Raw genomic sequence first — 26545 nt, forward strand, 5'->3', positions numbered from 1 at the left:
TGACGTGGGGCGCCGTGGGGCGCCCGGCGGTGCGGCAGGGGAAATCCGCTGTTGGTGAGTCGTAGGGTCAAAGAGGATGGATCATGTCCGGCCGCCGTTGAGCATCCGGGCGAGGCCGGGGGAAGCCCCCGGGCCCGTCCGTGGGGACGGTGTGCTGGACCGGGTCGAAGGCCTGTGCCCTACCAGCACCGCGGGGGAGAACGCGTATGAGCATCGGGGGAGTGGAGCCGCCGCTCCGCGAGGACGAGGAGAACCGTAGTGACGCAGCTCAGCAGGCACGGGCAGATGGCTCGGGAGTATTGGGAGACGTACCGGCCGCAGGCCCTGGAGTCGCTGGGGAGCCCGGAGCAGCAGGCAGCGTTCTTCCAGGAGCTGGACCTGCGGGTGACGGAGAGGATCGGGCAGATGACGACCGAACTCCTCCAGAAGCTCCCGATGGAGCAGCGCGCGGCGGCCCGGCGGGCGACCAGGTCGCAGGCGCAGGAGCTGGTGTACGCGGAGGAGATCTGGCTGGAGAAGGAGCCGGGGACGGAGCACCGGGAGATGTAACCCCGCCCCGCTTCCGGCCGGACAGCCAGCGGGACCTCGCGCCGGCCGGGCAGGGCGAGCGGGCCCGCGCCAACCTCGCGGCCCTGGAGACGCTGCGCGTCCTGGAGCGCGAGCAGCGCCCGGCCACCGAGCAGGAACAACGCACCCTCGCGCGCTGGTCCGGCTGGGGCGCCCTGCCCGTCATCTTCAACCCGCGGCCGGCGCGGGCCGCGTTCGACGCGGACGAGCCCTTCGAGCGTGCGGTCGCCCGCTGGGACGCGGTCAGTGACCTGCGCGAGCAGATCCGGGAACTGCTCACCGAGGACGAATGGGCGGCCGCCCGCCGCAACACCATCAACGCGCACTACACCGACGCCGACCTGGTCCGCTCGATCTGGGGCGCGGTCCGCGGTCTCGGCTTCACCGGCGGCCGCGTTCTCGAACCTGGCTCCGGCAGCGGCAACTTCATCGGCTTCGCACCGATCCTGACCTCGACCCCGGTGCAGATGACCGGCGTGGAGGTCGAGCCGACCACTGCGGCCATCGCCCGCCACCTGTACCCGGACGCCGAGATCATCACCAGCGGCCTGGAAGAGGTCCTGCTCGCCGACGGTGGCTTCGACGGCGTCGTCGGCAACGTGCCCTTCGGCCGCTACAAGCGGTTCGACAAGGTCCACAACGCCGACCTGTCGCTCTCGATCCACGACCACTTTGTGCTGAAGTCGCTGTACGCCACCCGGCCGGGCGGCGTCGTCGCGCTCATCACCTCGCGCTACACCATGGACGCGGAGAAACCGGACGCCCGGGAGCGCATGTACCAGCTCGGCGACCTGGTCGGCGCGGTCCGCCTGCCCGCCCGGGCGCACGCGGCGGCGGCCGGGACGGACGTCGTCACCGACGTGCTGTTCCTGCGGCGCCGGATGCCCGGCGAGGAACCGGGGGACAAGACGTGGCTGACCTCCCGCAAGCGGGTGCTGCCCGGCCACGACGACGAACTCGCGGTGAACACCTACTTCGACGCGCACCCCGAGTACGTGCTCGGCGAGCTGCGCGCGGGCTCCCGGGAATGGGGGCCGGAGGTCACCGTCGTCGGCCGTACCGACCAGACGCCGGCGGAATCCCTGACGGCCGCGGCCGCCGCCATCGCGGTGGAGGCCCGGGCCGCCGGGCTCACCGCGGCCGCCGACCAGCGCACCGAGCCGGTGCAGACGATCGTCACCGGCGGCACCGAGGGAGCGCTCGGGCTGGACGCCGAGGGCACCCCCACGATCATCGACGGCGGCCGCCCGGTCCCACTGGAGATCCACCCCGAACAGCACGACCAGCTTGTCCAGCTCATCCGCCTCAAGGGCCTGACCCTGAAGCTGTACGAGACCGAGGCGGACACCCCCGAGCCGGGGGAGACTCCGCAGCTCGCGGCGCTCCGCGCGGAGCTGCGGGTGGCCTGGAGGGACTACCGCAAGAAGCACCCGCCGCTGACCAAGCCGCGCCAGCACTACGTCTTCACGCCTCCCGAGGCCCGCGAGCAGGCCAAGGCGCAGGGCCTGAAGGAGGTCCCGGCCGCGTGGAAGCAGCGCACCGCGTTCGCCTGGATTGACGACGATCCCGACGCCTCGCTGCTGTTCGGCCTGGAGGAGTGGGACGAGCGCACGGGCAAGGGCACCGAGCAGAAGGTGCTGCTGACCCGCGTCCTGGAGCCGCGCATCCTGCCGACCCGGGCCAACAGCCACGAGGACGCCATCGCTCTGGCGATGGAGTACGACGGCGGGCGCCTGGACATGAGCCGGGTCGCCAGCCTCCTGGGGCTGGACGAGGAGAGCGCGGCCGCGCAGTGCGCGGACGCCGGGCTCGCCTACCGCGACCCGCTTCAGGACGATGCATGGGAGCCCCGGCACCGCTACCTGTCCGGCAACGTGCGCGCCAAGCTCGCGGCCGCCCGGGAGCGGGCCGCCGAGGACCCGACGTTCCAGGGCAACGTCTCTGCCCTGGAACGGGTCCAGCCCGCCGACCTGGCGCCCTCCGAGATCAAGGCCAAGATCGGCGCCCCGTGGATTCCGGTCGAGACCTACAACGACTTCCTCGCCCACCTGGGCTTCGAGGACGCCAGCGTGCTGCACGCGGGCGGCACCGTGTGGGAGGTCCGCGGCGCGAAGAACGGGGACCTGGCGCGCACCGAGTGGGGCACCGGCTCGCGGCCGACGCAGGACCTGTTCACCGCGCTGCTGCGGCAGGCCGACTCGACCATCCAGGTCACCTACCGCGACAACGAGGGCCGGACCTACGTCGACAAGGCCGCCACGGACGAGGCGCAGGAGAAGGCCCGGCTGATCGCGGAGGCCTTCGAGGACTGGGTGTGGGCCGACGAGACCCGCGCCGCCAACCTCGCGAAGATCTACAACGAGCAGTTCAACAACCTGGTGCTGCCCGAGTATTCGGGCTCCGCGCTGACCCTTCCTGGTCTGATCAGCGGCTGGACGATGAAGGAGCACCAGAACGCCGCGATCCGCCGGATCGTCAACGAGCCGACGGCGTTGCTCGCCCACGTCGTCGGCGCGGGCAAGACGGCGACCATGGCCGCCGGCGCGATGGAGCTGCGCAGAACCGGCCTGGCGAAGAAGCCGTGCCTGATCGTGCCCAACCACATGCTGAAGCAGTGGTCGCGCGAGTTCCGGCAGCTCTACCCGAACGCGAAGATCCTGGCGATCACCGCGAGCGACCTGAACAAGAAGCGCCGCGCCAAGTTCATGGGCCGGATCGCGGGCGGTGACTGGGACGCCGTGATCCTCACGCACGAGGCGTTCAACCGGGTGCCGCTGCGGCCGGACACCCAGCGCAACTACCTCGACCACGAGATGAAGTCGCTGCGCGACCAGCTCGACATCGCCGCTCAGGCCGGGATGCACCGCAACACGGTCAAGCAGATCGAGGAGAGCTTGGCCAACGCGGAGGCCAAGCTCCAGCAGCAGATCGAGTCCATGGGCGACGACAACGGCGTCTACCTGGAGGACACCGGCGTCGACTACGTGTTCCTGGACGAGGCGCACGAGTACAAGAACCTGCGCACCGTCTCGGCGATCCCCGGCGCCGCGATCCAGGGCTCGGCGAAGGCCACCAAGCTCCACATGGTGCTGGACTACCTGCGCACGACCAACGAGTCCGACCGTGTGGCGACCCTGGCCACCGGCACCCCGATCGCCAACTCGGTGACCGAGGCCTACGTCCTCAAGCGCTACCTCGCCCCTCAGATCCTGGAGGAAATGGGGCTCGACGCCTTCGACAACTGGGCCGCGACGTTCGGCGAGGTCGTCTCCCAACTGGAGCCCGACCCCAAGGGCGACGGGTACAAGTACAAGGCGCGCTTCAGCCGCTTCTTCAACGTGCCGGAGCTGATGGCGGCCTACAGGACGTTCGCCGACGTGCAGATGGCGGAAGACCTGGACCTGCCCACGCCGCCCGTGCTGGAGAACGAGGACGGGCAGCGCGGCGAGACCGTCCTCATCCCGCCGACGCCGGCGCAGCGCCAGTTCATCAAGGAGCTGCCGCACAAGCCCTGGGTGCGCAAGCCCGGCGGCGTCCTCAAGGCCCTCGGCGAGGGCCTGCGCGCCTCCGTCGACCTGGACCTGGTCGACGCCACCGAGGCGCTGCGCAACCTCGGCTTGAGCATCACGGCCGACCAGATCTCCAGCGAGGACCCGGCGGGCGGCGGCCGCGTGCTGGACATGGAGAAGGTCGCCGACCTCGCCGACGCCGCCGCCGTCGACATGCGCAGCATCGGCGGCAGCAAGGAGATGGGCAGCAAGATCCCGTATGCGGCCGAGAAGATCGCGGAGATTTGGCAGGAGACGAAGGACATCGTCTACCCGGTCTCCGGGGACGACCCGACCCCGCAGGAACTGCCCGGCGGCCTCCAGCTCGTCTTCCTGGACGAAGGCACCCCCGGCAGCACCGCCAAGCACGCCGCCGACCTGTACGCGGACCTGCGTGACGAGCTGGTGCAGCGGGGGATGCCGCGCGAGTCCATCCGCTTCATCCACGAGGCGGCCACCGACCGCAAGAAGGAGAAGCTATTCGCCGACTGCCGCTCCGGACGCGTCCGCGTTTTGGTCGGATCTACACAGAAGATGGGCACGGGCACGAACATCCAGGACAGGGCGGTCGCACTGCACCACCTGTCCTACCCGTGGCGGCCGGCGGACATGGCCCAGCGCGACGGCCGTATCGAGCGGCGCGGCAACCTCAACGCCCCGTGGATCGAGAACACCCCCGACCACGTCCGCATCCTGTACTACATCACCGAGCGGACCTTCGATGAGTTCCGGCTGACCACCCTCGCCCGCAAGGCGCGCTTCATCGGCCAGATCCAGCGCAAGGACTTCAGCGCCCGAGAGATCGAGGACATCGGCGCCGATGCGATCAACCTCGGCATGCTCTCCGCCCTGGCCTCCGGTGACCCGGCGATCCTGCAACTGGCGGAGGCCACCGCCGAACGCGCCCGGCTCCAGGGCCTGGCCCGAAGCTGGGACCGCCAGCAGGACACCCGCACGCAGCAGCTCGGCGACATTGACGACTTCCTCGCCCGTGCGGACACCGCCCTGGAAGGCATGCGGGCGGCGGCCCCCAACCGGCGCCCGACCACCGGCGACGACTTCGCCATGACCGTGGGCGACGCCACCTACCGCAGCCGCGACGCGGCCGCGAACGCGCTCGGGGCCGCGATGGTCGCCATCGCCCAGGACCAGTCGCTGCGGCCCGGCGAGCGCGTCCCGGTCGGCACCTTCGGCGGGCAGGACTTCCACGCGGAGGTCGCCTACGGGGCCAGCGGCCGCCGTCAGATGCGCCTGCGCTTCGCCTGGGGGTACGTCGTCCCGCTGGGCCAGCGCGAGGACCGTGCGCAGTGGCAGGCCTCATCCGTCACCCAGTCCAACGGCCGCGGCGCCATCCAGAGCCTGGAGCACTTCCTCAACCACCTGGACGACGACCTCGCCAAGCTGGAGCAGTCGGCCGAGTCCCTGCGTGCCCGCCGCGAGGAGATCGCCTCCAACCTCCGCCCGAAGGACGAGAACCCCTACCGCATCCAGGCCCGTTCCAAGGAACGGGAGGAGAAGGCGCTGGGCAAGCTGGTCGTCGCCAACGAGAAGGAGGCCGCCCTCGCCGAGCGGGTCGAACGGGCCGCGAGCGTCAACGAGGACGCGGCCGAGGAAGTCAACGAGGAACTCGAAGCGCTGCGCGAGCACATCGCCAACCTGCGCAAGACCATTGCCGATGAGCACGAGATCCAGGCCCGGGCCCGGGGCCTGACGCAGGACGAGAGTCGGTCCGACGACGCGCCTGCCCCTGCGGAGAACACCGCGGGGGAAGCGCAGGACATGACCGATGAGGACAGGGCCGAACGGCCGACTGCGCGTCCGTCCGCGGGCGGCGCCGAGCCCGGGCAGGAGGACCCGGCGGCTGAAGCGCAGGATCAGTCCAGCCCGGACGCCGGGCCCGGACAGAGCACCCCTGAGCCCGCTGGTCCCGGTGAAACCGAGGCGGAGCCGTCCCCCGGCCCGGTGACGCCCGAGGCCTCGGGCGACGGTGCGGCCGACGACGAACAGGACCGGGAACAGCGGTTCAGGGAAGCGGTGGACGACCTCTTCTCCGGCGCCGTGCCGGAGCCGGAGGAGCCTGCCTCTCCCGAGGAGACGGCACCGCTCCAGGAATTGGTCGACCTGTTCGGCGACCGGGGCTCGGTCACGCACATCGGCGGCCCGCAGCCCCCGGCGGAGTCTGCCACCGAGGTGCCCGCCGGTGAGCCGGACACCCCTGCCCCGCAGCCGGAGCCGGAGCAACACACCGGCCCCTCGCCGGCCATGGCCCGGTGCGCGGCCGTCCTGCGGTACTACGAGCCGCTGTTGCAGCGCCACAAGCTGTCCGGCCGTGACGTCGTCGCCTACATCGACCAGCCCGGCGTCGGGTTCTCCTACGATCCGGACAACCCGCTGCCCGAGCTGATCCACCAGATCGGCAAGGTCGCCGAACGCGTCGGCGGGTCCTACCGCGTCAGCTACAACGAGTGGGTCAACTACCAGGTCGGCGAGCGCCGCCAGCAGCAGAGCAACGACCTGACCAACCTGAACCTGGACCTGCTCACCCTCTACCAGGGGGAGACCGACCCCCTGTTCATGGTCGACCTGGAGGCGATTCTCGCCGCCCCGCCCGGAACCGTCATCGAGCTGCCGTCCGAGGCGCAGATCGAGGCGGAGGAGGCGGCCGCGGCCCGCATCGTGATCGACCACGACGCGGAGGGCACCGAGGTCCGCAACACCCCACGCGGCGGGGACCAGCGCATCCGGGACGCGCTGAACGACCTGGACTTCCAGTGGTCGCGCCGTCAGCAGAAGTGGTACCAGCGCCGCGCCACTCCCTTCGAGGACCGCGACACGGCGGTACGCGGTCTGCGTGTCGCCTTCGAGCGGCTGGGCGTCGCCTACACCTATAACGGCCCCGACCAGCAGGACACAGAAGAGACCACGGAGGCCGCCCCGCAGGAGACCGAAACCCCGACTGGGCCGGTGCAGACCGAGCCCACTGCGGGCGTCTCCGCCACGCATGACGCGGCCCTCGCCCCCGCCCGCCAGTCCGCCGGATGGGCCATCATGGCGGTCCTCAGCGACGACCAGGTGCGCGGGCTGGTCAGTGCCGTCGCGGTCGACGGCCAGCCGGTCAGCACCCAATCCCGGCGCCTGCCGGGGGGCCGGGTACGGGAGTGGATCGCCGAGCAGCGGCAAACGCCGACGACAGCCTTCTACGCCTCGGACAGCAGCGAGCTGCCCTCAGCCCTGCGCGGCGCCGGCGACGTGCGCCTGTCGACCCACATCAACGGGCTGACCATCGACCAGGGTGACGTGTCCTTCCGGACCCCGTGGGAACACCTCCCTGCCTGGATCGACGCCGCCGTCGCGCACGACACTGCCACCCGCTCCAGTGACCTGCCTGCGTGGCGCTATGGCCGTCTGGACCACGAGATCCATTTCCGGATCGACGAGCGCAACGAGTCCGCGGCCCTGGCGCTTCGCGCCCTGGCCACCGCGCTGCGCGAGATGGCCCCGCCCACCGACGAACAGTTCACCGAAGCACGGGCCAAGTTCGCCCCGGTTGCGGCCGCCGACGCGGAGCCCGAGCCGGGCACAGTCAGCCCTGAGCCCGCCCCGCCGGCCGCCGCCGAATCGCAGACCGAGCCCGCCGCACCCGGTGACACGGGGGTGCCGGAGAACGGGCCGGAGGAGCCGGAGGCCGACGACACCGACACCGTCCCGATCGGTGAGGACGCGGTGGTCGTGCAGACGCCGGACGGGCCCGGCACGGTCATCGGCACCGACGACGGCGACCTGGTGCTGGTCACTACCGAGTCCGGCACACGGGTCTGGGAACGCGGTGAGGTGCAGTGGCCCGACGGTTCGGTCCAGCCGGAGAACACCGCCCGGGCCGTCAAGGAGCGACAGAACGCCGCGGACGCCGCGCAGGCCGCGACCTCCGAGGGCATCGAGCTGCGCTACGGCAACGGCAACCGGCTGGTCGAACTGGACACCGAGGCCGGACACGGCACCGTGGTCGACGCCGACGGAGCGGTGATCGGCTGGGTCCGTGCCCGCATCGGCGACGACGGCCGCCGCTACTGGTGGGCGCAGGACGCACGCGGCGGTTCCCCCGACGACATGCCCTACCACGAGTCGCTGCCGCCCACAGCGGGCGTACCGGCGATCCGGGCGGCCGGGAGCATCCGCTCCGAGCTGCACGCGGTCAAGGAACCGGCACACCGCAGCCCCATCCCTGCCGAGTACGCCGCCCGCGAGGTGCGGCTGACCACGGCTCAGGTCCGGGAGCTGCGCCGCCTGGTACTCGATGCCACCTACTCGGACGGCACCCCGATCGAGCCGCCGGAGTGGGTGGCCTCGCACCGCAAGTACGTCCTGAACACCGCACAGATGCAGGCCCTCGGCGACGCGGCGCAGGCCGCCGCCGACGCCTTCCCCGGCGTCACCGCCGAGGAACGACGCACCGCCCGCGTGCTGCGCAACGCCGCAGAGCGCTTCGAGTTCGAGGTGTACGACACCGCCCGGTGGCGGGCCACCATCCCGCCGATCGGGGAGACGGACCCCTACGCCGGGCCCTACCAGCCTCACCCCCGGCCGGAGGCGCCCGAGGGGGAGCAGCAGACGACGGGGGCGCCCGCCCCGGCCCCTGAACCCGCGGACATCGAGACGCAGGACTCCGTCGCGAACGAGGCGGACCCTGGGGCCCCGGCGGACACCGGCGCCCCGGCACTGACCGAAGCCCCGGAGGAGGCCGCCCCCGCCGACCCGCAGACCGAGGACAGCACTCAGGCGGCACCGGACACCGCGGCAGTGGACGCTCCCGCGCCGGACCCCGCACTCACGGAGGCCGCCGCCCCCGGGCCGCCGACCGACGCAGCACCGGAGAGCGAGGGAGCCGAGGACGACGAGACGCAGCTCGACCTCTTCCCCAGCGAGACGCCGGAGCCCCCGGCGCCCACGCGTCGGCCCGGCGGACGGCGGCGCGTCAGCCGGAGGGAGCCCGCCATCCACCCGCGCGCCGAGGGCGGCCCGGAAGACGGCCGCCTGGGCGTCTACGGGCACGCCGGGCACGGCGAGTGCGACCGGTGCGGCACCCCTGACACCGACCGCTACACGATGGTGTGGACCTGGTACACCGGCACCGAGACCGGCGGCGCCATGGCCGCCGAGTGCGGGAGCTGTGTCGAGCTGACCACCGGCCTGACCTACAAGGAGTACCGGCGCCTGGCCGACGTCGCCGAGGCCCGGCGCGGCGGCCGGCGCATCGTGCCGACCCCGCACGCCGAGGGTGACGTCATCGGCAGCCGCACGGCCGAAAACGAGTGGACCTACGTCCACCAGCCCACCGGCAAGCGGTACCGGCTCGCCGAGGAAACCCCGAGCGGATACCGGGGATTCGTCCTGCGGGACCTGTACGGCATCTCCCAGGGCACGGGCATCTCCACGAGTTCCGGCTATGAACTGGCCGAGCGGGCGGCCCTGGGGCGCACCGCACAGACCCACCCGAACGACAGTGACGACTGGGTGTTCTTCAGCTACCGCTCCGACGCGGGCAAGCTGACGCTCCACGAGGGCGAGAGCATCAACACCGACCACCCCAACGGGCCCCGCCGCAGCGGTGCCCCGTTCGAGTACGGCCCGCGCTGGGGCATCACCGTCGGCGGCTCCGACTACCAGGTGGAGATGGTCTACCAGCAGGGCCAGCCTGGACAGGACGGCCACCGGCTGGAGGTCACCGCGCCTGACGGCACGAGCGCCCGCCACGTGCAATGGGACGGCGTGCTGGAGTGGGCGCGCGAACGTGTCCGCGCCCCCGAGCCGGAGCGGGCGGCCGCAGCACTGGCCGCGCCGCTGGCCGAGGTTGAGGAAGCCCTCACCGCCGCGGAGGGCATCCGTGAAGCCGTCCAGCGCCGCAGCACCACCACGGCCCTGGCTCAGGCGCGCGAGGCCTGGGAGCGGGCACGGTCCCACTACGAGGCCGGTCGGCTCGCCGAGGGAGACGGCCACCTCGCCACGGCGCGCAGTCACGCGATCCTGGCCCGGTACCGGGAGAGCAGTCACGCCGACTTCCAGCCGCTCATGGACGCGGTGCGCCGATTCCACGACGCGGTGGACGAGGTCCTCTACCCGGGCGGCGCGGGCTGGCGGCCGGCGGTGGGCGACTACGTCCGCGCCCGACACCGCTTCGTGCCCGAGTCCGAGGGCTTCTGGATGAAGGTCACCGCGATCGGGGCGGACGGCATCCACGTCGAGTCCGGCTCGACCGGCGACGCCAAGACCGTCGTGCAGCCCACCGACCTCGGGCCGCACGCTGATCTGCCCTGGCAGGAACAGCCCTCCCGCGCCCCTGGCGAGCCGAGGGCGTCGGACCAGGAGCGGCGGGACCTCCTAGGCATGCCGCCGCAGCCGGTGCCCGAGCCCGCCCCCGCGTGGCCGCAGAGCCCGCCCGCCGACCTGGACGAGGAGCAACTGGACCTCTTCGCTGCCGGGGCCCCGGAGCCACCCGCCGCCCCGGAGGGGGCGGCACCGGTGGCCGACCCGGTCGACACCACGGCCTCCGACACCGAGACGCCACGCGAGGGCAGTCTCGGCCTGGTCGACGGTGAGACACTGACGTACCGCGGCCACTGGGACGGCCGCTACGAGATCACCCTCCCGGGCACCAGCTACCTACTGTTCCTGCCCTCCATCGAGTACCGGCGCACGAAGTTCGCCGTCGCATCGAACGAGGACCCGGATGCCATGTCCCCGAAGCGGCTGCGCCGGTTCGAGGAGGCGGAAGAGATCATGCCCTGGCTGCGGGCCCACGCCTCCAGGCAGCAGACCGGCTACGTGTTCCGTGACGGTGCATGGAGTGAAGCCCCGCAGACCGCCACACCGGAGCCGTCGGCAGACATCGCGGCCGCCGAGGACGAACAGCTCCCCCTCCTCGGGAGCGACGACACCGTCCCCGGCCCGGACACGGCGGCCGGAGAGGACCCGACCGCCCCCGAGGCCTCGCCCGCCGAGGAGACCGCCCCCGACGTGTCGCCGGACGACGCCCCCGCGCCGCAGGACGCAGACCAGGAACCCGACCAGCAAGACCAGGAGGAAGTAGTGGCAGACGAGCCGGAGCCCACCTCCGTCGCGACGGACGTCCCGGCCGCCCCCCCGGCCGTGGAAGACCTCCCGGCGGAAGCCGACGCGCAGGAGGAAGCGGAGCCTGCCGTGGACGTCGAAGACCCGCCCGCGCCCCGGGCCTTCATCGAGACGTTCCCGCTGCCCGCCGATGCCCGCTACCGGCTCCGGCTGACCACGGTGGAGGGCGAGGGCCCCCGCGACGGCGAGCTGCTGTACGGCGAGGCCACCGTCGCCACCGTGCGCCTGTCCGCCTCCGGTCGCTGGTTCGCCCGGCTGGCGGTCGACGGCATGCCCGCCGACGTCACCGAACTCAACGGCTCGCCGATGGACGCCGCACGGCAGGGTGCGGTGATGTTCGCGGTCGTCACGGGGGAGCCGTACGGCGACCCACCGGCCGCGGTCAACGTCCGGGGGTCGCAGTCGCGGGCGGACGCGCTGCGCGTCGAACTGCGCACCGCCGCCGAGCAGCACCTGCGCGTCATCACCGTGGCGGCCGCGCGAGCGGGCGAGAACTACGGGCAGAATCCCCTGTTCCAGGCCCTGAGCGTCCAACTCGGACGCCTCGGTGCTGCCGACGTGGAAGACCACGGCTCGCAACAGATGGCCGCGAACCTCCGCGCCGTCCAGGAAGCGGTCAACGCCTGGGGCGCCGCGTTGCCAGCGGACCCCGCCCTCGATGAGCGGCAGCACCTGGCTTTCCCGCTCATGAATCTGCTGCACGAGACCACGCGCATGCAGGTGCGCCTCCAGGCCACCCTGGACGCGATGGTGGCCGACCGCGCCGCCGCCCGGGAGCGGGAGGCCGCAGCCGCCGCGCAGACCGAACCCGTCCGCGACGACACCGCGCAGCAGGCAGGCCCGGCGGCGGAGCCGGAGCCCACTGCGGACTCGGCGGCCGCCGAGACGGCGGAACCGCCCGGGCCTGCCGACACACCCGGCCCGGAGCGGGCTCCCGACCAGCCCGCCCCGCTCCCCGACGCCCCGGAGGACACCGAAATGGCCACGCCCCCCCGACCCGCCACCCCCGAGAGCCCGGCGACCCCCGGCCCGGAGGGCGCCGCCGAACCGGGTAAGGAGCAGGCACCGGCCGACATCACGCAGCGCGAGGGCCGCGTCGAACGCACCGGGCCCGCCGAGCCCGCGCCGCCCGCCCCGGAGTCGGAGGCCGACCTGCCGCTGTGGACCGGCCCAACGGAGGCCTCCGTCCCGGAGTCGGACCGTCCCCTCGACGTCGTCGCCGACTTCGCAGCCGTTCAAGAGGCGTGGGACGAACACGTGCCCGCCGACAAGGGAACGGGCGCGGACCTGTTCGCCACCGTGGAGGACGAACTCCAACGGCTGGAGGCACTGTTCGCCGAGGCCGTGGCCAACCTGACCCCGACCGCCGAGCCACAGCCCGCCCCCGCCCCCGCGCCGACACGGGCCGCCGAGCCGGAGAAGGCACCGGACCGCGACCCGCAGCAGTCGGCGGACGCGGTCAACGCGGCGCTGCGGGAGGCGGACACCCACGCGCCCGCACTCCAGGACCTGCCGGAGTGGCAGCGCATCCAGAGCGTGCGGGGGGCCTTCGGCCACCTGATGCACGTCATGAAGGAGCGGGCGGGCGAGCACTTCGGCAAGCTCATGGCCGACGGGCGCGTTGGAGACTTCGTGCGCCGGGTCTCGATCGCCGCGTGCGAGAAGGTCGCCGGGTGGGCGCAGGCCGCTGCCGACAAGCTGCGCCGCCCCGACGAACGCGGCACGGACCGGCGCGAGGAGCTGCCCACCGCGGAGGCGTTGCTGAGGCTGGGAGACGCGGCCCTTGAGTATCGGGGACCGCGACGGGCGGGCGGCAGCACCCCGCCGCCGTCGGCGAACGGCGCCGCCCCGGTGGACATCCCGGAGATGCGCAAGATGGGGGAGGCGCTGAGCCGGCCGATGCCCGGGGCCAAGCGCGGTGTGTCTGCGGCCGCCGCCCGTGGCCGATCGACCACCACGAAGCGCGGAAAGAAGCCCGCACCCGGCGGCAGCGCCGAGCAGGCCGGGCACCTGCGCCGCGGCGGCGCCGAGCAGACGCAGGCACGCAAGCCCACCCAGCGGTAGGCGATCGGCTCGGCTGGACTCACCCCGCACAACTCCCCTCTTAAGAGGTGAATCGCGCGGGGGAGTGGTCAGGGCAGCAGAGAGAAGGCCCCGGACGGAGTCCGGGGCCTTCGTCGCTTCGTGGCTCAGGCCACCAGGGCCTCGCGCAGCTCGCGCACGGCGGCCTCCTGGTGGTGCTGGGCGGGGATCGACTGGTAGAGGTCGAGCGCGCGACGGCGCACGAGCCCGGTGCGGTAGGCGTCCGGGAGGCCGGACAGGACGGCGACGGTGCGTTCGCATGCCTGCTCGGTGTCGCCGTCGTGGTGGGTGCAGGTGGCTGCGTCGATGGTCAGCAGGGCGCGGGTCATGGTGCTGGTGGGCGCGGAGAGCTGAAGCGCCCGCTGCTGGCTCTCGCGGGCTCGCCGGGTGTCGCCGAGCGCGGTGAGCGCATGGGACAGGTGGACGTGGTGCTTCTGCTCGCCGTGGGTGAGCCAGGTGTCGGCCCGCGCGCCGGCGTCGAGCCGTTCCATGAACGTGTCGGCGGCCGCGAGTGCGCGGCGGGCCTGCTCCGGCCGGTGGGACAGGGCGTAGGCCCGGGACGCGACGGCGGCGGCCAACGTGGCGGCGGCGGTCGGTCGGCCCCCGGCGACCTGGCGGGCCTCCTCGGCGATGGCGGCCGCCGCCTTCGGGGCGCCGTAGTTGAGCGGCACCATCGCCTCCCGGGCCAGCACCCAGGCGTGCAACTGCCGGTCGCCGGACTCCTTTGCGGCGGCGGCTGCGGTGGCGAACCAGCCGCGAGCCTCCTTCCGCACCCCGATGTCGTGCAGCACCACGGCCACCATGCCAGCCATCTGCCCGGCGGTACGGCAGACCCGCATCCGCGTGGCGACGGGCTGCGGGCTGGCCAGATAGGGCTGGAGGTCGGCGAAGTCGCCGACCAGATCCTGAAGGAACCGGGTCGGCGGCTGGCCGTGGTAGCCGTAGCCGTACGTCTCGGCGGCCGCTTCCAGGTCGGACAGATCGGCCGGGGCGCTGTCGGCGATGAGCGCCATGTCCACCGAGCGGCGGGTGTCGGTCAGGGCGGCGAGCGCCGTTCCGGTGAGACCGGCGGCGAGCCCGCCGCGCAGCAGTTGGCGGCGGTTCATGGGGTCGTCTCCATCGTCGGGCTCCGGGAGGGACGTCGGGGAGCTGTACTCCCAGGGTCGCGCAGCAAGGCCGAGAAGGGCACCGGGAACCCGAAGTGCGTCCGCAACGCGCTCGATCGTGTCAAGGGCGGTCACTGACGCCTCGCCCCTCGCAACCTTGGAGACCCGCTCGGGCTTCATGCCGCAGGCCTCACCGATCCGGTAGTAGCTCACCCCTGCCCGGTGAGCCATGGCGAACACGGCCGTGAAGTCACGTTCACGAAGAGCTTGGGCGAACACCGGATCGCGCAGCAGATGGTCCGGAACCTGAGCTGGTGACGGCGCTAAGTCGTCCACAAGTCCCCCTCAGCTCGCACAGCGTGACGGAGCGTCGGCGCAGACGATACCCCCACGGTGGGGGCCCCATGCTGCGGGTTACCGGCCGCGTCGGCGGCGGGTTCACTGGCGGAGCCCTGGCCGAGCCGAAAGGCGCCGGCCGCCCATCGAAGTGGAGGAGGACTCCATGCCGGTTCCCATCCCGCCCCAGTCCGCTCAGGACCCGACGTCCGGCGGCCTGGTGCGCTCCCGGACGCTGATCACCGCCGCCCGGGCGCGGACCGCTTCCGCCGAGTCGGACGGCGGCGGCACCGGCCGCAGCGACGGCAACGACTGACGGAACGGACTGCCACGCGATGACGACGACGTCGATCGCGGCGTGCCTGGGCGAGGACTTCCTCGCCCAGGCACTGCACCGCGACTACCGCCACTTCCCTGCCGCCGTAGACGTTGCCGGGCTGATGACCTGGGACGACCTCAACAAGCTGCTCGCCACGCAGCGGCTGGAGCCGCCCCGGATGCGGCTGCACCGCGACGGCCCGCCCCTGCACGTCGGCGACTACACCGAGCCGGTCACCACTCGCCGGCACACGGTCTGGCGTCGGCTCCGGCCCGCCGACCTGCACGCCCGCCTCGCCGATGGCGCCTCCCTCGTCCTGGACTCCGTGGACGAGATGCACCGCCCGCTCGCCCGCCTCGCCGAGGACATCGAACGCGTCCTGCGGACCCGCATCCAGGCCAACCTGTACGCCTCCTGGACGGGCACCGAGGGCTTCGGAGTCCACTGGGACGACCACGACACCGTCGTCGTCCAGCTCGACGGCAGCAAGCACTGGCGCCTGTACGGCACCACCCGCCCGTACCCCCTCTACCGCGACACCGCCCAACCCGCCGAGCCGCCCGAGGAGCCGGTCGCCGACCTGGTCCTGCACGCGGGCGACGTCCTCTACGTGCCGCGCGGCATCTGGCACGCGGTCGCCGCCGACCAAGGCGCCCGCTCCCTGCACGTCACCTGCGGGCTCCAGACCCACACGGCCACCGACCTGGTCGCGTGGGCGTGCGAGCAGCTCCTCGACCACGAGGAATGGCGCCGGGACCTGCCCCGCCTCGGCGCCCCCGCCGAGCAGGCGGAAGCCCTGCACGGCCTGAGCAAGCTGCTGGCCGAACGGCTCGCCGACCCGCACCTGATCAGCCGCTACACCAAGGCCATGGACGGCCGGGCCCCCGGCCGGATGGTGCCGAGCCTGCCGTACGTCGGCCCCGTCCCCGCCGACGGCGACCTGCGGGTGCGGCTGACGACCGCCCGGGCGGTGTTGGAGGTCTCCAACGATGCGGTGACGCTGGCGGCCGCCGACAACGCGTACGAGTTCGCCCCGGCCGTCGAGCCGGTGCTGCGGCCGCTGGTCGACGGCCAGACCGTGGCCCTGGCCACCCTCGCGGCCGCCGCCGACCTGGACGTTGCGGCCGTCGCAGGGCTGGTCCAGGAAATCGTCACCGGTCAGGCCGCCGTCGTGGGGAACCTGCTGTGACGGAACGGATCGCCCTCGGGACCTACCGGTGCCGGGACATCGCGGAGGCGGCCGCGTACGCGGCCGCCTCCGGTGCCCAGTGGATCGACACCGCCCCCAACTACGGCGCGGGCCGGGCACAGTCCCTGCTGGCCGGTGTGCTGACGGTCCACCCGCACGTCCGGGTGTCCACCAAGGTCGGGTGCTTCACCGCGGCGACCGGCGGCGCCGCCGCCGTGGCAGGAGTGCTGACCGCCGACGAGGCGGTGACCGGCCACAGCCTCGCGCCCGACTATGTGCGCTGGCAGGTCGCGCGCAACCGGCTCGAACTGCGCCGCTCCCGCCTCGACCTGGTCCTGCTGCACAACCCCGAGCGTGCCTACCGGGGCGACCGGGCCGCGCTGTACCGCACGCTGCGGGAGGCCTTCGCCGTTCTGGAGGAGGAGGTGGCGGCCGGACGCGTCGGCGGATACGGGGTGGCCACCTGGAACGGCTTCACGGATGGGGCGTTCTCTGTGCCGCTGCTGGTGGCTCTGGCCACCGAGGCGGCCGGCGGCGCCCGGCACCATCTGACGGCCGTGCAACTGCCGGTGAGCCTGGTCAGCATGGCGCCGATCGAGCAGGTGCTGGACGGGCGCGGCCCGCTGCGGGACGCGGCCAGCACCGGGCTGCGGGTGATGGCGTCCGCACCGCTGCACGGCGGCGAGCTGGCGGAGATGGTCGGCAAGGAGCTGGTCGACCTCATCCGCCCGGGCCTGACACCCGCTCAGGCATGCCTGCTGGCCGTGGCGTCATGCCCAGGGGTGACGAACGTCCTCGTGTCCGCCTCCAGTGCGTCACACTGGCAGCAGGCGGCCGACGCGCTCGCCGAGCCCCCCTTGGACATCGCCCGACTACGGGAGATCACTGGTGTACTCGCCTCCGCCTGACCCGGCCGTAGAGCAGCGCATGCGCGCCCACCACCACCGCGCGGCCAAGGCTCTGACCGCGACGGTCGAAGAGGGCGGCGAGTTCTGGGGATGGGCCGGGCGCACCCTGGGCGCCCCGGCCCGCACCGCCGCCGGCGCACCCGCGTGGCTGCGCCTGGTGGCCGTGCCGGAGGACAAGGCCTCCGGGAAGCTGTGGGAGGGCGCATGGGCTGCCCAGCACACACTGGGCAGCCTCGACGGGCACCGCCCCGCGCTGATCGGCCTGCACGACGTGACCGAGGACGGCATCGCCTACCGGGCGGAGCTGTCGATCCGCGTCGGCGAACCGGTCCTCTCCAGTGACCCGATCCTCCACCAGGACCTCGACCTGCCCGGCCAGTGGTGGACGGACCTCGCGGAGACGCTCCAGAAGCTCGCGGCGGCCGCCACCGACCGCACCGCCGTCCGCACGCAGTACATGCAGCGGGCCATCCCCCAGTTCGTAGGCGTCCCGGCCCCGGAGGCGCCCTGCTGGAGCACGGCCCACGCAGACCTGCACTGGGCCAACCTCACCAACCCGCTGCGCATCCTCGACTGGGAAGGCTGGGGCGCCGCGCCGGTCGGCTTCGACGCCGCGATGCTCTACGCCTACTCCCTGCGCTGCCCGGCCACCGCCGCCCGCGTCCGCGAGACCTTCCCCGCCCTCGGCGGCCCGGAGGCACTCGCCGCCGAAGCGACCGTGTGCGCCATGCTGCTCCAGACCGTCGACCGCGGCGACAACCTCGTCCTGGGCGACCCGCTGCGGCAGTGGGCGCGGGAGATCCGAGACCGCTGCCCGTAACGGGTCGCCGACGGCCCACTCTCCGGCCGGGCGCCCCGTCGGTGGTCTATCTGGCCAGATAACCCGCGCGCTCCCGGCGGGGCGCCGTCGGGGCCACGCACATGCTCGATCACGGTGATCTCCTCGTGGTGGTGGCGTTCCTTGTCGGGGTCGTCCCGGTGCAGGCGCGGGTTCATGCAGTGGGAACGGTCGTACTCCGCGATCACCTGGCGGTAGTCCAGCTTCCGCCCGCTCGGCATGGGCGCGGCCGGGGCCGACTCCGCGGGCTGGGGGCGGCGGCCCCGGAGCGTGACGAGGTGGACGGCAGAGTCGTCCTCCACCCCCTTGCGCCGGTCGCGCCGCAGGTCGGTCGGCTTGCGCGGCTGGACGCGCTGTTGGGTGATCGGCCGCTTGGTGACCTGCTCCTGGGTGATGAAGTCCCAGCACGCGAAGACGACGTGAGCGACCTCGTCGGTGGTGCCGAGCTGCATCGGGCCCGGCGTCTCGGTGGCGCCGATGGTGGTCTCGTTGTCGGCCATCAGCGGCGGTGCCCCGGGCACGGCGTGGGTGGGCCGGGTCCAGAAGGTCAGCCACCACGTCGGATGCTCCCGGCCGTCGAAGGCCTCGATGTGCCGGACGCCGTTGACGCCGAACCAGCGCCAGAACGGCTGACGCGGCCCCGGCACCGGGGTCGGTTGCAGGTGTGCGGGGGCGTGCGCGAAGTCGGCGGCCCACGGCCCCCAGGACACCGCGACCACGTCCGCCGGCCGTTCCTCGCCCTCCGGGACGGTCCGCACGAGTGGCTTGCCGAAGGCGATGAACCCGCGACGGGCGGGCACCCGGTGCGGGGCCAGCGGCCCCTTGCGGCCGCGCTCCGCCTTGCGGATGGCGGCCTCGGTCATCTCCTCGTCCACGTGGTACAGCCGGGCCTTGGCGAGCCGGTCGTTCTCCTGCGCGAGCAGCACCCGGGCGGCGTCGTCGGCGGCGTCCAGGTACGGCACGAGGGTGCCGGTGTTCTCGAACAGCGCGATGGCGAGCCGGTTCACGGCGGGCTTGCCCTGCTGCGCGCTGACCAGCCGGGCGCGCAGATCGGGCAGGCGCCGCGGGTCGATCGGCTCGGTGACGGTCTTCGCGGGGAAGCGGCTGGGCCCCGCTTCGAGCAGCGCGTGCACACCGGCGCTGATCGCGATCAGCTTCTGCGCGTCCTCGGTGGAGGCGGCGCACGCACGCCGGGCCCGGTCCTGGAGCTGGGGGTCGGCGTCGCCGTCGACCGCGGCCTGGAGCAGGCTGGAGAGGGCCGGGGCCACCGACGGCATGTGCCGCGCGACGCTGAAGTGCCCGTAGCCGCCTGCCTGCCAGCGTTCGGCCGCCGCCCGGCACATGCTCAGCACGGCCCCCACGACGGGGCCCTGGCGGTCCAGCAGGGCGATGTGCGTGGTGTGGGCGCGGAGCTGGTCGGCCACCTGTGCGGTCGGCCCGGACAGGGCCTCTCCGGCGAGGGTGACGAGTCGCTCGGCGAGAGCGATGTCCTGCGCGGTTGGCGCGGAACTCGGGAGGTCGGTGATGCCGGACATGCCCGCCAGTATTCCAAGAGCGGCCCTCGTCCACTGACTCTCGGCGCCGGCCGGAGCGGGGTCGCTACGCTGCCGCCCATGACCTACCAGGAACACCCCGGCGCGGCTGATGAGGCTCCCGAACTGCCTGACGCTGTCGTGAAGATCAGCGATGCACTGCGGGCGCTTCACATCGACCCCGATGGGGGCGGCGCCATCGAGCGGCCCGCCATCGCCGCCGGGCGACTGCTCGCCGCCGCCGAGATCCTCGCCCGCAGCGTCATGAGCAGCCCGGGCGACCTGGACGGGGAGAAGTGCCTGGACGACCTGATGCACGGCTTCTACGGCATGGTCGTCGCTTTCGCCGCCGGGATGCCCGCCGGTGCCTCCGCAGCGCTGCGGGGCGCGCTTCTGGAGGACCGGCTCCGCCGCGCAGCACAGCAAGCCGACGTCGCCGGGGAAGAGGCTGACCCGCTCTCCGCCGCGCTGCACCAGGCCCTCGCGGAAGCCGGACGGCTCCGCACGTCGGGCGACGTCCTCTGACCTTGCCGCGCGTACGTACGGCGAAGGCCTCCGGGAACGTCCCGGAGGCCTTCGCCGTGTCAGTCGCCCTTGACCACGTACGCGGATCAGGCAGCCTCGGCGTCGACTTGCCTCGCCATCCCTTTCAGTAGATCCACTACGGCACGGCAGTCCGACAGTGCTCGATGGTCCCCGCCGTACAGGGGCTGCCACGCGTAATCGCCCCAGTAGTCGGACCAGTCGCCGAACCACTCGGAGTACGGCAGCATCACGTCCTCGAACTGCTGTCCGCTGATCCAGGCGGCCGCGGCTGCGGCCGGGTCGGGGGTACCCGCTTGCCGGTGGTGCACGGTCAGCTCGTGGCGCAGCCGACCGACGTCGAAGGACTTGTTGTAGATCAGGCAGCGTCGCCCCTTCAGGACCTCTCCCAGCCGCGGAAGGACATCGGCGAACGAGGGGGCGCCCGTCGTCATCTGGTTGGTGATCCCGTGAATGTCGGTCGACTCGGCGGGGACCGGGACGCCCGGGTCGATGAGCGTGTCCAGGAGGACGTCCCCGCCCATGCTGTACACGGCCAGGTCCACGATCCTGGCGTCCTCCTCCAGGCCGGTGGTCTCCGAATCCAGGATGACGACCGTCGGATCGTCAACCAGGGTCTGTGCCCAGTCGACCAGTTCGGCGACCCGTCGGCGTCGGTGTTCTTCTGCCTGCCGCTGGGCTTCCTCCTGTGCCCGTTGCCGCTCAGCGCGTTCCCGCGCGTCGCGCTCGGCGCAGGGCGGGCACCACCGCGGCACCCAGCCCACCCGGTGGGTGGGGTCCGCCCGGACGGCGGCGATCTCCTCGTCGGTGGCCGTCACCACGTTGCAGTCCCGGCCCGGGCAGGTACGCCGCCACACGGCCAGCCGCTCAGCCTCGAACTGCTTCTGCAACCGCCACAGCACCCAGCACGGCGTGCAGCGGTCCTGCTCCTCGTTCTGTCCACTCCGGAACGGGGCCAGCGATACACGGCGGCATTTCCAGCAGGTCCGGGCTTGCAGAGCCTGCCGTTCCTGCTGCTCCTGCACCTGGCACGGCCCGCACTGCCCGTGCACGACGTGATTGCGCACGGCGCCGCACTTGGGGCACGTTCGGCGGGCGGTCTTCGCAGCCTGCTGCTTCGCCGACAGAGGCCGCATCTTCGCGGCGGCCGCCGGATCGTAGAGCGGGAAGTTCCCCCATCCGTGGCCACGCCGGTACACACGCACGAACGCCACCGGTTCCTGGCCGGGAGCTGGCTTCAACCGCAGACTCTTGAGTTCCGTCATCGTCCGCAGGTGCTGCTGATCCGCTGGGATGTCCCTGCGCTCGTACACGGGCAGGGACTCCGACTTTGCAGGCACAGACGTGGTCACGAGAACCTCCAGACGATCGACGGTCGTAGGCACAGCACAGCGCACGGCACTGACAAGTGGGCTGGGGAGAGTGGTCGCTGGGGGCCTTCGCCGGCCCCCAGACCCCCGCTCCCCGCGGCACCGACCGGCGCGGGCAGGAAGTGGGGGGGTCCGCTGGGTGCGCGCCGGACGGCACCGCGGCCTGTGCCGTCCGGCGGGCGTGATCGGGCGTCAGAGCGGGATGGAGTCGACTTCACAGGCCGATCCCCTCGGTCGCGGCGTCCTCGAACGCCTCCCCTTCGTCCACGTACTCCCAGAACACAGGGGAATTGGGCGACCAGCCGCCCTGGCGGCGCAGCTTCTCGACGCGCTTGCCCTTCTTGCGCCCGGTGGTGACCAGACCGCGCCGGGCGGAGTGCCCGGTGATCCGGCGCCCGGTCAGACCCGCGTACTTCGCGCAGCGTGCGAGCGCCCGGCCGACGCCGTCCGGCGACAGGCGGGCGGTGCCCTGGTTGCCCCACTGGTCGACGGGCAGGAACGCCGGTCCCCCCGGGGCGGCACCGGCGGCCAACTTGGCCTCCTGGTACGCGCGCCAGCAGCGCACCGGGCAGGTGTCGATGTCCTCGCCGTAGGTGACGGGCACGTCCCGCTCAGGACGGCCCTTCACCGAGGGCACGTGCACCATCAGGCCCTCGTCCACGGGCTTGATGTCCGGGTCGTCCAGCTCGGACATCTCCTCGTTGCGGCCCGCGACCGCGAACTTCAGGGAGTTGAGCGCCTTGTCGCGCAGCCGGGTCAGCTCCGGGACCACGATGGTGCGCCGCCGCCGGGCGCCGGGCTGGGGTGCGCGCTCGCGCGGCGCGTTGGCCATCTGCCGCAGGTCCTTCGGGGTGACGGCGGCGGCCTTGCCGCGGCCGCGCTGCTGGCGCCGCTTGTCCAGCTTCAGCGGCTTCAGCGCCCGCCGGGCCGCCTCGGTGGCCTCCTTCGGCACGGTGTAGCCGTGCCTGCGGGCCTCCGAGGTGACGCCGGTGATCCTGCGCTCGATGGTGTTCGGCGGGGCCTCGACCACCTGATCGAGGTAGGTCACGAACGACACGAAGGTGCCCACGGTGATCTTGCTGAGCGGCAGGCGGATGCCGGTCCGCTCGGCGAGCCAGTCGTGGAACTCTCCCCAGATCTCCCAGTCCCGCGCGTAGCCGTCCTTGGTCTTCTTCGGCCGGATGTCGTTCAGGTGCTCCTCGGCGTTCGCGTCCAGGGCCTTGAGGACGGCGTCCACCGGGTCGGGCACGGCGACCGCGTCGGCGCCGGGGGCGTCGTCGTCCTCGACCAGCTCGGCGTCGACCACCTCCACCGGCTCCAGCTCGGTCCCGTGCTCCTGGGTGGTCGTCACTCGGCGACCTCCTCCACCGTGTCGGCGAGCTTGCCGACCCGCTCGGCGGCGTGGGTGATCCGCTTCGCCTCGACCCTGAGCTGGGAACCGTCCTCGTCGTGCTCCGTGCAGTCCGCTGCGACCTCGCCCACCAGGTGGGCCAGCTCCTCCAGGACCTCGGTGACGTCCTTCAGCCCGGCGCGCAGCTCCCCGCGCTCCAGGTGGTAGGCGGCGCGCGGGAGTTCGCCGTACGCGGGGAGGTCGTCGCGGGTGGCGACGGCGGCCTGCTCCTCGTCCTCGGCGGGGAAGGGCACGTACACCTGGGTGAGCATCAGCCCGGGCTGCTTGCTCTCCGCCTCGGTGGCGAGCCCGGAGACCACGGCCACCAGCCGGGGGTGGATGGTGTGCACCTGGTCCGGCTCGCCGGGCATGGCCCGGTGGTGGTCATCCAGGGACAGCGGCATCTCGTCGGGGAGCTGCTCCAGCAGGGCCCGCAGCTCCCCGACGGTGTCGACCATCGGCGCCGCGGCGACCGCCGCCCGCAGCCGGGGCGCCTGCTCCGCGTGGGTGTCGCGGGCGTCGACCGCGGCCTGTCCCAGAGCGAACGCCACCTGGCGCATCACCTCGTGGTACGCGTCGTCGTTCAGCCCGATCCGGTTGTCCGGGTTCTCCGCAAGGAGCTGGTGGTAGAGGGTGCGCTGCCCCTCCGCCCACACCCGCAGGTCGTCCGCCGCCGCGAGTTCGGTGGTGTCGAGCGCGGCCGCCACCTGCTCCCACGTCGCCCCGAGCCGCAACGCCTGCGCGACCGTGCTGCCGCGCTGGCTGCGGACGGTCCGGCGGATCGCCTCGCCCAACGCGAGCTGCGTCAGGGCGTCCCCGGCGTCGCCCCGGTCGACCTGGTGCGGGAAGTCGTCGGGGAGCTGGTTGTTCAGCAGCCGCAGACCGGCCTCGGCGTGCTTCTGCGCGAGGGAGGTGAGCGGCGTGCCGGCCGGAACGTCGCCGGGCCGGTGGATCTCGGCGGCCATGAACGCCTCGTCTGGGGTGGTGTGCTGGTCGTTCATGCCTTCTCTCCGAACGGTGCGGGGACGGTGCGGCCGTGCTCGCGCAGCCACTGGTGGACCGCCTTCTCCTCGGCCCGCAGCCGCTTGAAGGCGGTGTCACCGGCGGGCGTCAGGTCCTTGAAGGCCAAGCGGGCGCTGCGGGTCTGCGCCCACTGGCACAACTCCCACTCCGGCTGACCGGTGTCGCTGTTGTACGTGGCCGGGGGCAGAGAGCCGTCCCGGACGAACGTGTCCCGCTCGGTCTGTCGCTGCTCGACCTTGGCCTCGGCGGCGGCGAGCACGGCCCGGGCATCCTCGACCTCCTTCTCCGCCGCGGCGATCCGGTCCTCGAAGTACGTGGTGACGACGGTCGTGCCGTCGATCTGCTCGGTGGCGCTCACTGCTCCTGGTCCTCCTTCGTCTCGGTCGCGGCGGCCGCGTCCAGCTCCGCCGCCACCCACTTCGCCGCCGCGGTGACGCTGGTGAACGGCTTCTCGCCGCTGTTCTTCGCCCACGTCGCGTAGCCCGTGAGGCCACGGGAGGGCGGGAAGAAGTCGGGCCCGATGGCCGCGTACCAAACGGTGCCGCCGCGCTTGCCTCGGCCCTCGGTGACGGCACCGACGATGTCGTCCTCCGACAGCCGGTCGACCTTCTCCCGGGAGCAGAGGTAGGCGCCGGGCGAGTCGTACCCCCGCAGATCGAGCAGCGGCGGGCCGGGGTAGAGCCACAGCCCGGCCACCCGCTTCGGGGGCTGGCCGTACCCGGTGCGCACCGTGGTGGTCGTCCGGGTGGTGTACTCCTCGCCGCTGATCAGGTGGACGGTGCCGCAGGACCGGCACAGCACCCGCACGGTGATCCGGTCGTAGTGGTCGCGGTGGGCGCACTCCTCGTTGGGGCAGGAGTGCTCCGGGCCCTCCCGGCGGGGGCGCCGCTTGTCGGCCTCGGTCTGCTGGTCGATCTCCCAGACGGGCTTGGCGCAGTCCGCCCGGTGGGCGACCGGCTGCCAGTCCAGGTGGGCGGCGATGGCGTCGGAACTACTCATCGGCCGTCACTTCCCGTCCGCGGTGAGCCAGCGCAGTGCGCCGGTGACGGCGTCGCGGGCGGCCTCGTCGTCGCCCGCGCGGATGGCCTCGACCAGGGCGAGGCCCGGGGTGTCCTCGCGGTAGACGAGGACGAAGGCCTGGTCGTCGTCGGGGAGTTCGGCCGGGAGGGTGTCCACCCGTCGCTCCGGCGCGAGGATGATGCGGGCGGTCCGTACCTCCCCTGCCCGCACGGCGCGGGGCCGGTACCCGGTCCGGTGCACCAGGTCGTGGGCCGCGTCGTCGTCCTCGGTGCATCCGCCCGGGCACGGCCGGGGCTGCGGTTCGGCGCCGTGGCGGCGGGCCAGTTCCGTGCACAGCTCCGCGAGCCGCCGCACGCCGAGGCTGCGGGTCTCGCCCGCAGCGACGGAACGGGCCAGCGTCTCGGTCTCGCGCACCAGGTGCTCAGGCGCCATGTAGCGGGCGTTCGGCAGGTCCAGGTGGGCCCGCCCTTCGGCGGTGAGCCTCGGGGTCATCGACCCCCATGCCGGGCCTGCCCAGTTCGGCATGCTGAGGGCCTGGTCCAGGTCCAGGCGGGGGGCGTTGCCCGGCTTCTCAACGAGCGGGGCCGCGTCGTCGTCGGATGCGACCGGGTACGGAGCCCGGTTCTGCCGGATCAGCCGGTCCAGCTCTCTGCGGACGCCCTCCGGGGACCGGTCGGGGAACAGCCCGGCCTCCCGGAACAGGGCGGCGGCCTCGTCCAGCATCAGGACGACGCGGTCGGTCGCGCCTCCGGTGCGCTCCTGCTGGACGGCCAGCAGCGCGGTGAGCATGTCGGCGGCCGTCTTGCCGGGGGTGGTCCTCTCCAGCTCGGCGCGGAGCTTGAGGAGTTCCACGGTCTGGTCCTGGAGCCGGGCGGCGGCCCACGTGCGGGCGGCCTCGGCCTCGGCGTCCTCGTCGGCGTCGCGGCGGTAGCGCTCGGCGACGGCGGCGCACTCGTCCTCGGTGCACAGCACGCGGGCCACGGCCTCGGCGGAGCCGTCGGGGTTCTCGGTGACTTCGACGTCGGGCTCGGACAGCTCGGCGGCGATGCACTCGGAGACCATCCGCAGGCACCTGCGGGCGTTGGCCTCCAGCGCCTTCAGGTGGTCGGCGGTGAGCCGCCGGGAGACCGCGCCGACGCTCCAGCGCACGCGGTGCAGGTGGACGGTGTAGTGGCGGTCCGGCTCGCCCGGGACCAGCAGCAGGGGAACACTCAGCGGCATGTGGGGATCGGCCTCTCGGCGTTGGGCGCCTGCGGGGCGCCGGGGGCGGTGTAGAAGCGCGCGGCCGCCAGCGCGTCCCGGGCCGCCTGGGCGGCGTCCTGGTAGCAGCTCCAGCCGTCGCGGGGCAGGTCGTACCGGCCGGACGCCTCGTAGGCGGCCATCGCGGCGGTGGCCTCGGAGTGGGCCCGCAGCGCCTTGGCCCGGTGCTCCTCCCGTTCGGCGGCCAGGGCCGTGCCGGTGAGGTGCCCGTCGGCCAGCAGGCGGTCCTGGAGCGCGGCGGCGGCGCGGTAGCCGATGCGCAGGCGGCGCTGCAGTGTCGCCTGGGAGACGTGCCCGCCGGACTGGGCGGCGAGCTGTACGGCCAGGGCGAAGTCCTCGGTGTCCGTCTCCGTGCCGAGGCGGTCAGGGGTGAGCGGTGCGGGCGGCAT

The 26545-nt window shown here is 72.9% G+C and carries 14 protein-coding genes and 1 pseudogene; 6 read left to right on the plus strand and 9 right to left on the minus strand.

Annotation, left to right across the window (positions count from 1 at the left end):
* Window positions 1-206 precede the first annotated feature (206 nt).
* Window positions 207-13304, plus strand: a complete 13098-nt coding sequence (locus ICC28_RS36880) for an SNF2-related protein (protein WP_188293211.1) — start codon at window positions 207-209, stop codon at window positions 13302-13304.
* 125 nt (window positions 13305-13429) lie between these two features.
* Here ICC28_RS36880 and ICC28_RS36885 read toward each other — a convergent pair whose 3' ends face one another.
* Both ICC28_RS36885 and ICC28_RS41615 read right to left on the minus strand, forming a co-directional pair.
* Complete coding sequence (locus ICC28_RS36885) at window positions 13430-14428, minus strand: hypothetical protein (protein WP_223190486.1); 999 nt, start codon at window positions 14426-14428, stop codon at window positions 13430-13432.
* 84 nt (window positions 14429-14512) lie between these two features.
* A pseudogene (locus tag ICC28_RS41615) lies at window positions 14513-14659 on the minus strand (helix-turn-helix domain-containing protein); the annotation flags it as partial.
* Window positions 14660-14930: 271 nt separating this feature from the next.
* On the opposite strand from ICC28_RS41615, the gene ICC28_RS36890 reads away from it, so the two are divergent.
* The 5 genes from ICC28_RS36890 (at window position 14931) to ICC28_RS36910 (ending at window position 20075) form a co-directional block, all read left to right on the plus strand.
* Window positions 14931-15080: a hypothetical protein gene (locus ICC28_RS36890; RefSeq protein ID WP_188293213.1), complete on the plus strand. Its 150-nt coding sequence runs from the start codon at window positions 14931-14933 to the stop codon at window positions 15078-15080.
* Between the two features lie 19 nt (window positions 15081-15099).
* Window positions 15100-16272 (plus strand): cupin domain-containing protein, encoded by a 1173-nt coding sequence (locus ICC28_RS36895; protein ID WP_188293214.1) that lies wholly within the window; start codon window positions 15100-15102, stop codon window positions 16270-16272.
* Window positions 16269-17180 (plus strand): aldo/keto reductase, encoded by a 912-nt coding sequence (locus tag ICC28_RS36900; RefSeq protein ID WP_188293215.1) that lies wholly within the window; start codon window positions 16269-16271, stop codon window positions 17178-17180. Before ICC28_RS36895 ends, ICC28_RS36900 begins: the two co-directional genes overlap by 4 nt.
* 19 nt (window positions 17181-17199) lie before the next feature.
* Entirely contained in the window at window positions 17200-18000 is an 801-nt protein-coding gene (locus ICC28_RS36905) for a hypothetical protein (RefSeq protein ID WP_223190488.1), read from the plus strand.
* A gap of 1631 nt (window positions 18001-19631) precedes the next feature.
* Window positions 19632-20075: a hypothetical protein gene (locus ICC28_RS36910; RefSeq protein ID WP_188293217.1), complete on the plus strand. Its 444-nt coding sequence runs from the start codon at window positions 19632-19634 to the stop codon at window positions 20073-20075.
* An 86-nt stretch (window positions 20076-20161) separates the two neighbouring features.
* On the opposite strand, the gene ICC28_RS36915 is transcribed toward ICC28_RS36910, so the two are convergent.
* The 7 genes from ICC28_RS36915 to ICC28_RS36945 form a co-directional block, all read right to left on the minus strand.
* Entirely contained in the window at window positions 20162-21445 is a 1284-nt protein-coding gene (locus tag ICC28_RS36915) for an exonuclease domain-containing protein (RefSeq protein ID WP_188293218.1), read from the minus strand.
* Window positions 21446-21677: 232 nt separating this feature from the next.
* The gene (locus ICC28_RS36920; protein WP_188293219.1) at window positions 21678-22814 is read right to left on the minus strand and encodes a hypothetical protein; all 1137 of its coding nucleotides are present in this window, start codon (window positions 22812-22814) and stop codon (window positions 21678-21680) included.
* Window positions 22811-23854: a hypothetical protein gene (locus ICC28_RS40920; RefSeq protein WP_223190490.1), complete on the minus strand. Its 1044-nt coding sequence runs from the start codon at window positions 23852-23854 to the stop codon at window positions 22811-22813. Before ICC28_RS40920 ends, ICC28_RS36920 begins: the two co-directional genes overlap by 4 nt.
* Entirely contained in the window at window positions 23851-24234 is a 384-nt protein-coding gene (locus tag ICC28_RS36930; protein ID WP_188293220.1) for a hypothetical protein, read from the minus strand. Before ICC28_RS36930 ends, ICC28_RS40920 begins: the two co-directional genes overlap by 4 nt.
* Window positions 24231-24875 carry a hypothetical protein gene (locus ICC28_RS36935; protein ID WP_188293221.1) on the minus strand — a complete coding sequence of 215 codons (645 nt, stop codon included), beginning with the start codon at window positions 24873-24875 and terminating at the stop codon, window positions 24231-24233. The genes ICC28_RS36930 and ICC28_RS36935 overlap by 4 nt, the downstream gene beginning before the upstream one ends.
* 6 nt (window positions 24876-24881) lie before the next feature.
* Window positions 24882-26117, minus strand: coding sequence for a hypothetical protein (locus ICC28_RS36940; RefSeq protein WP_188293222.1), 1236 nt, complete (start codon window positions 26115-26117; stop codon window positions 24882-24884).
* A complete protein-coding gene (locus tag ICC28_RS36945; RefSeq protein WP_188293223.1) occupies window positions 26108-26545 on the minus strand; it encodes a hypothetical protein in 438 nt (145 codons plus the stop codon). Before ICC28_RS36945 ends, ICC28_RS36940 begins: the two co-directional genes overlap by 10 nt.

Origin of the sequence: Streptomyces sp. TRM68416, assembly GCF_014596915.1 — a bacterium.
Classification (GTDB): Bacteria; Actinomycetota; Actinomycetes; order Streptomycetales; family Streptomycetaceae; genus Streptomyces.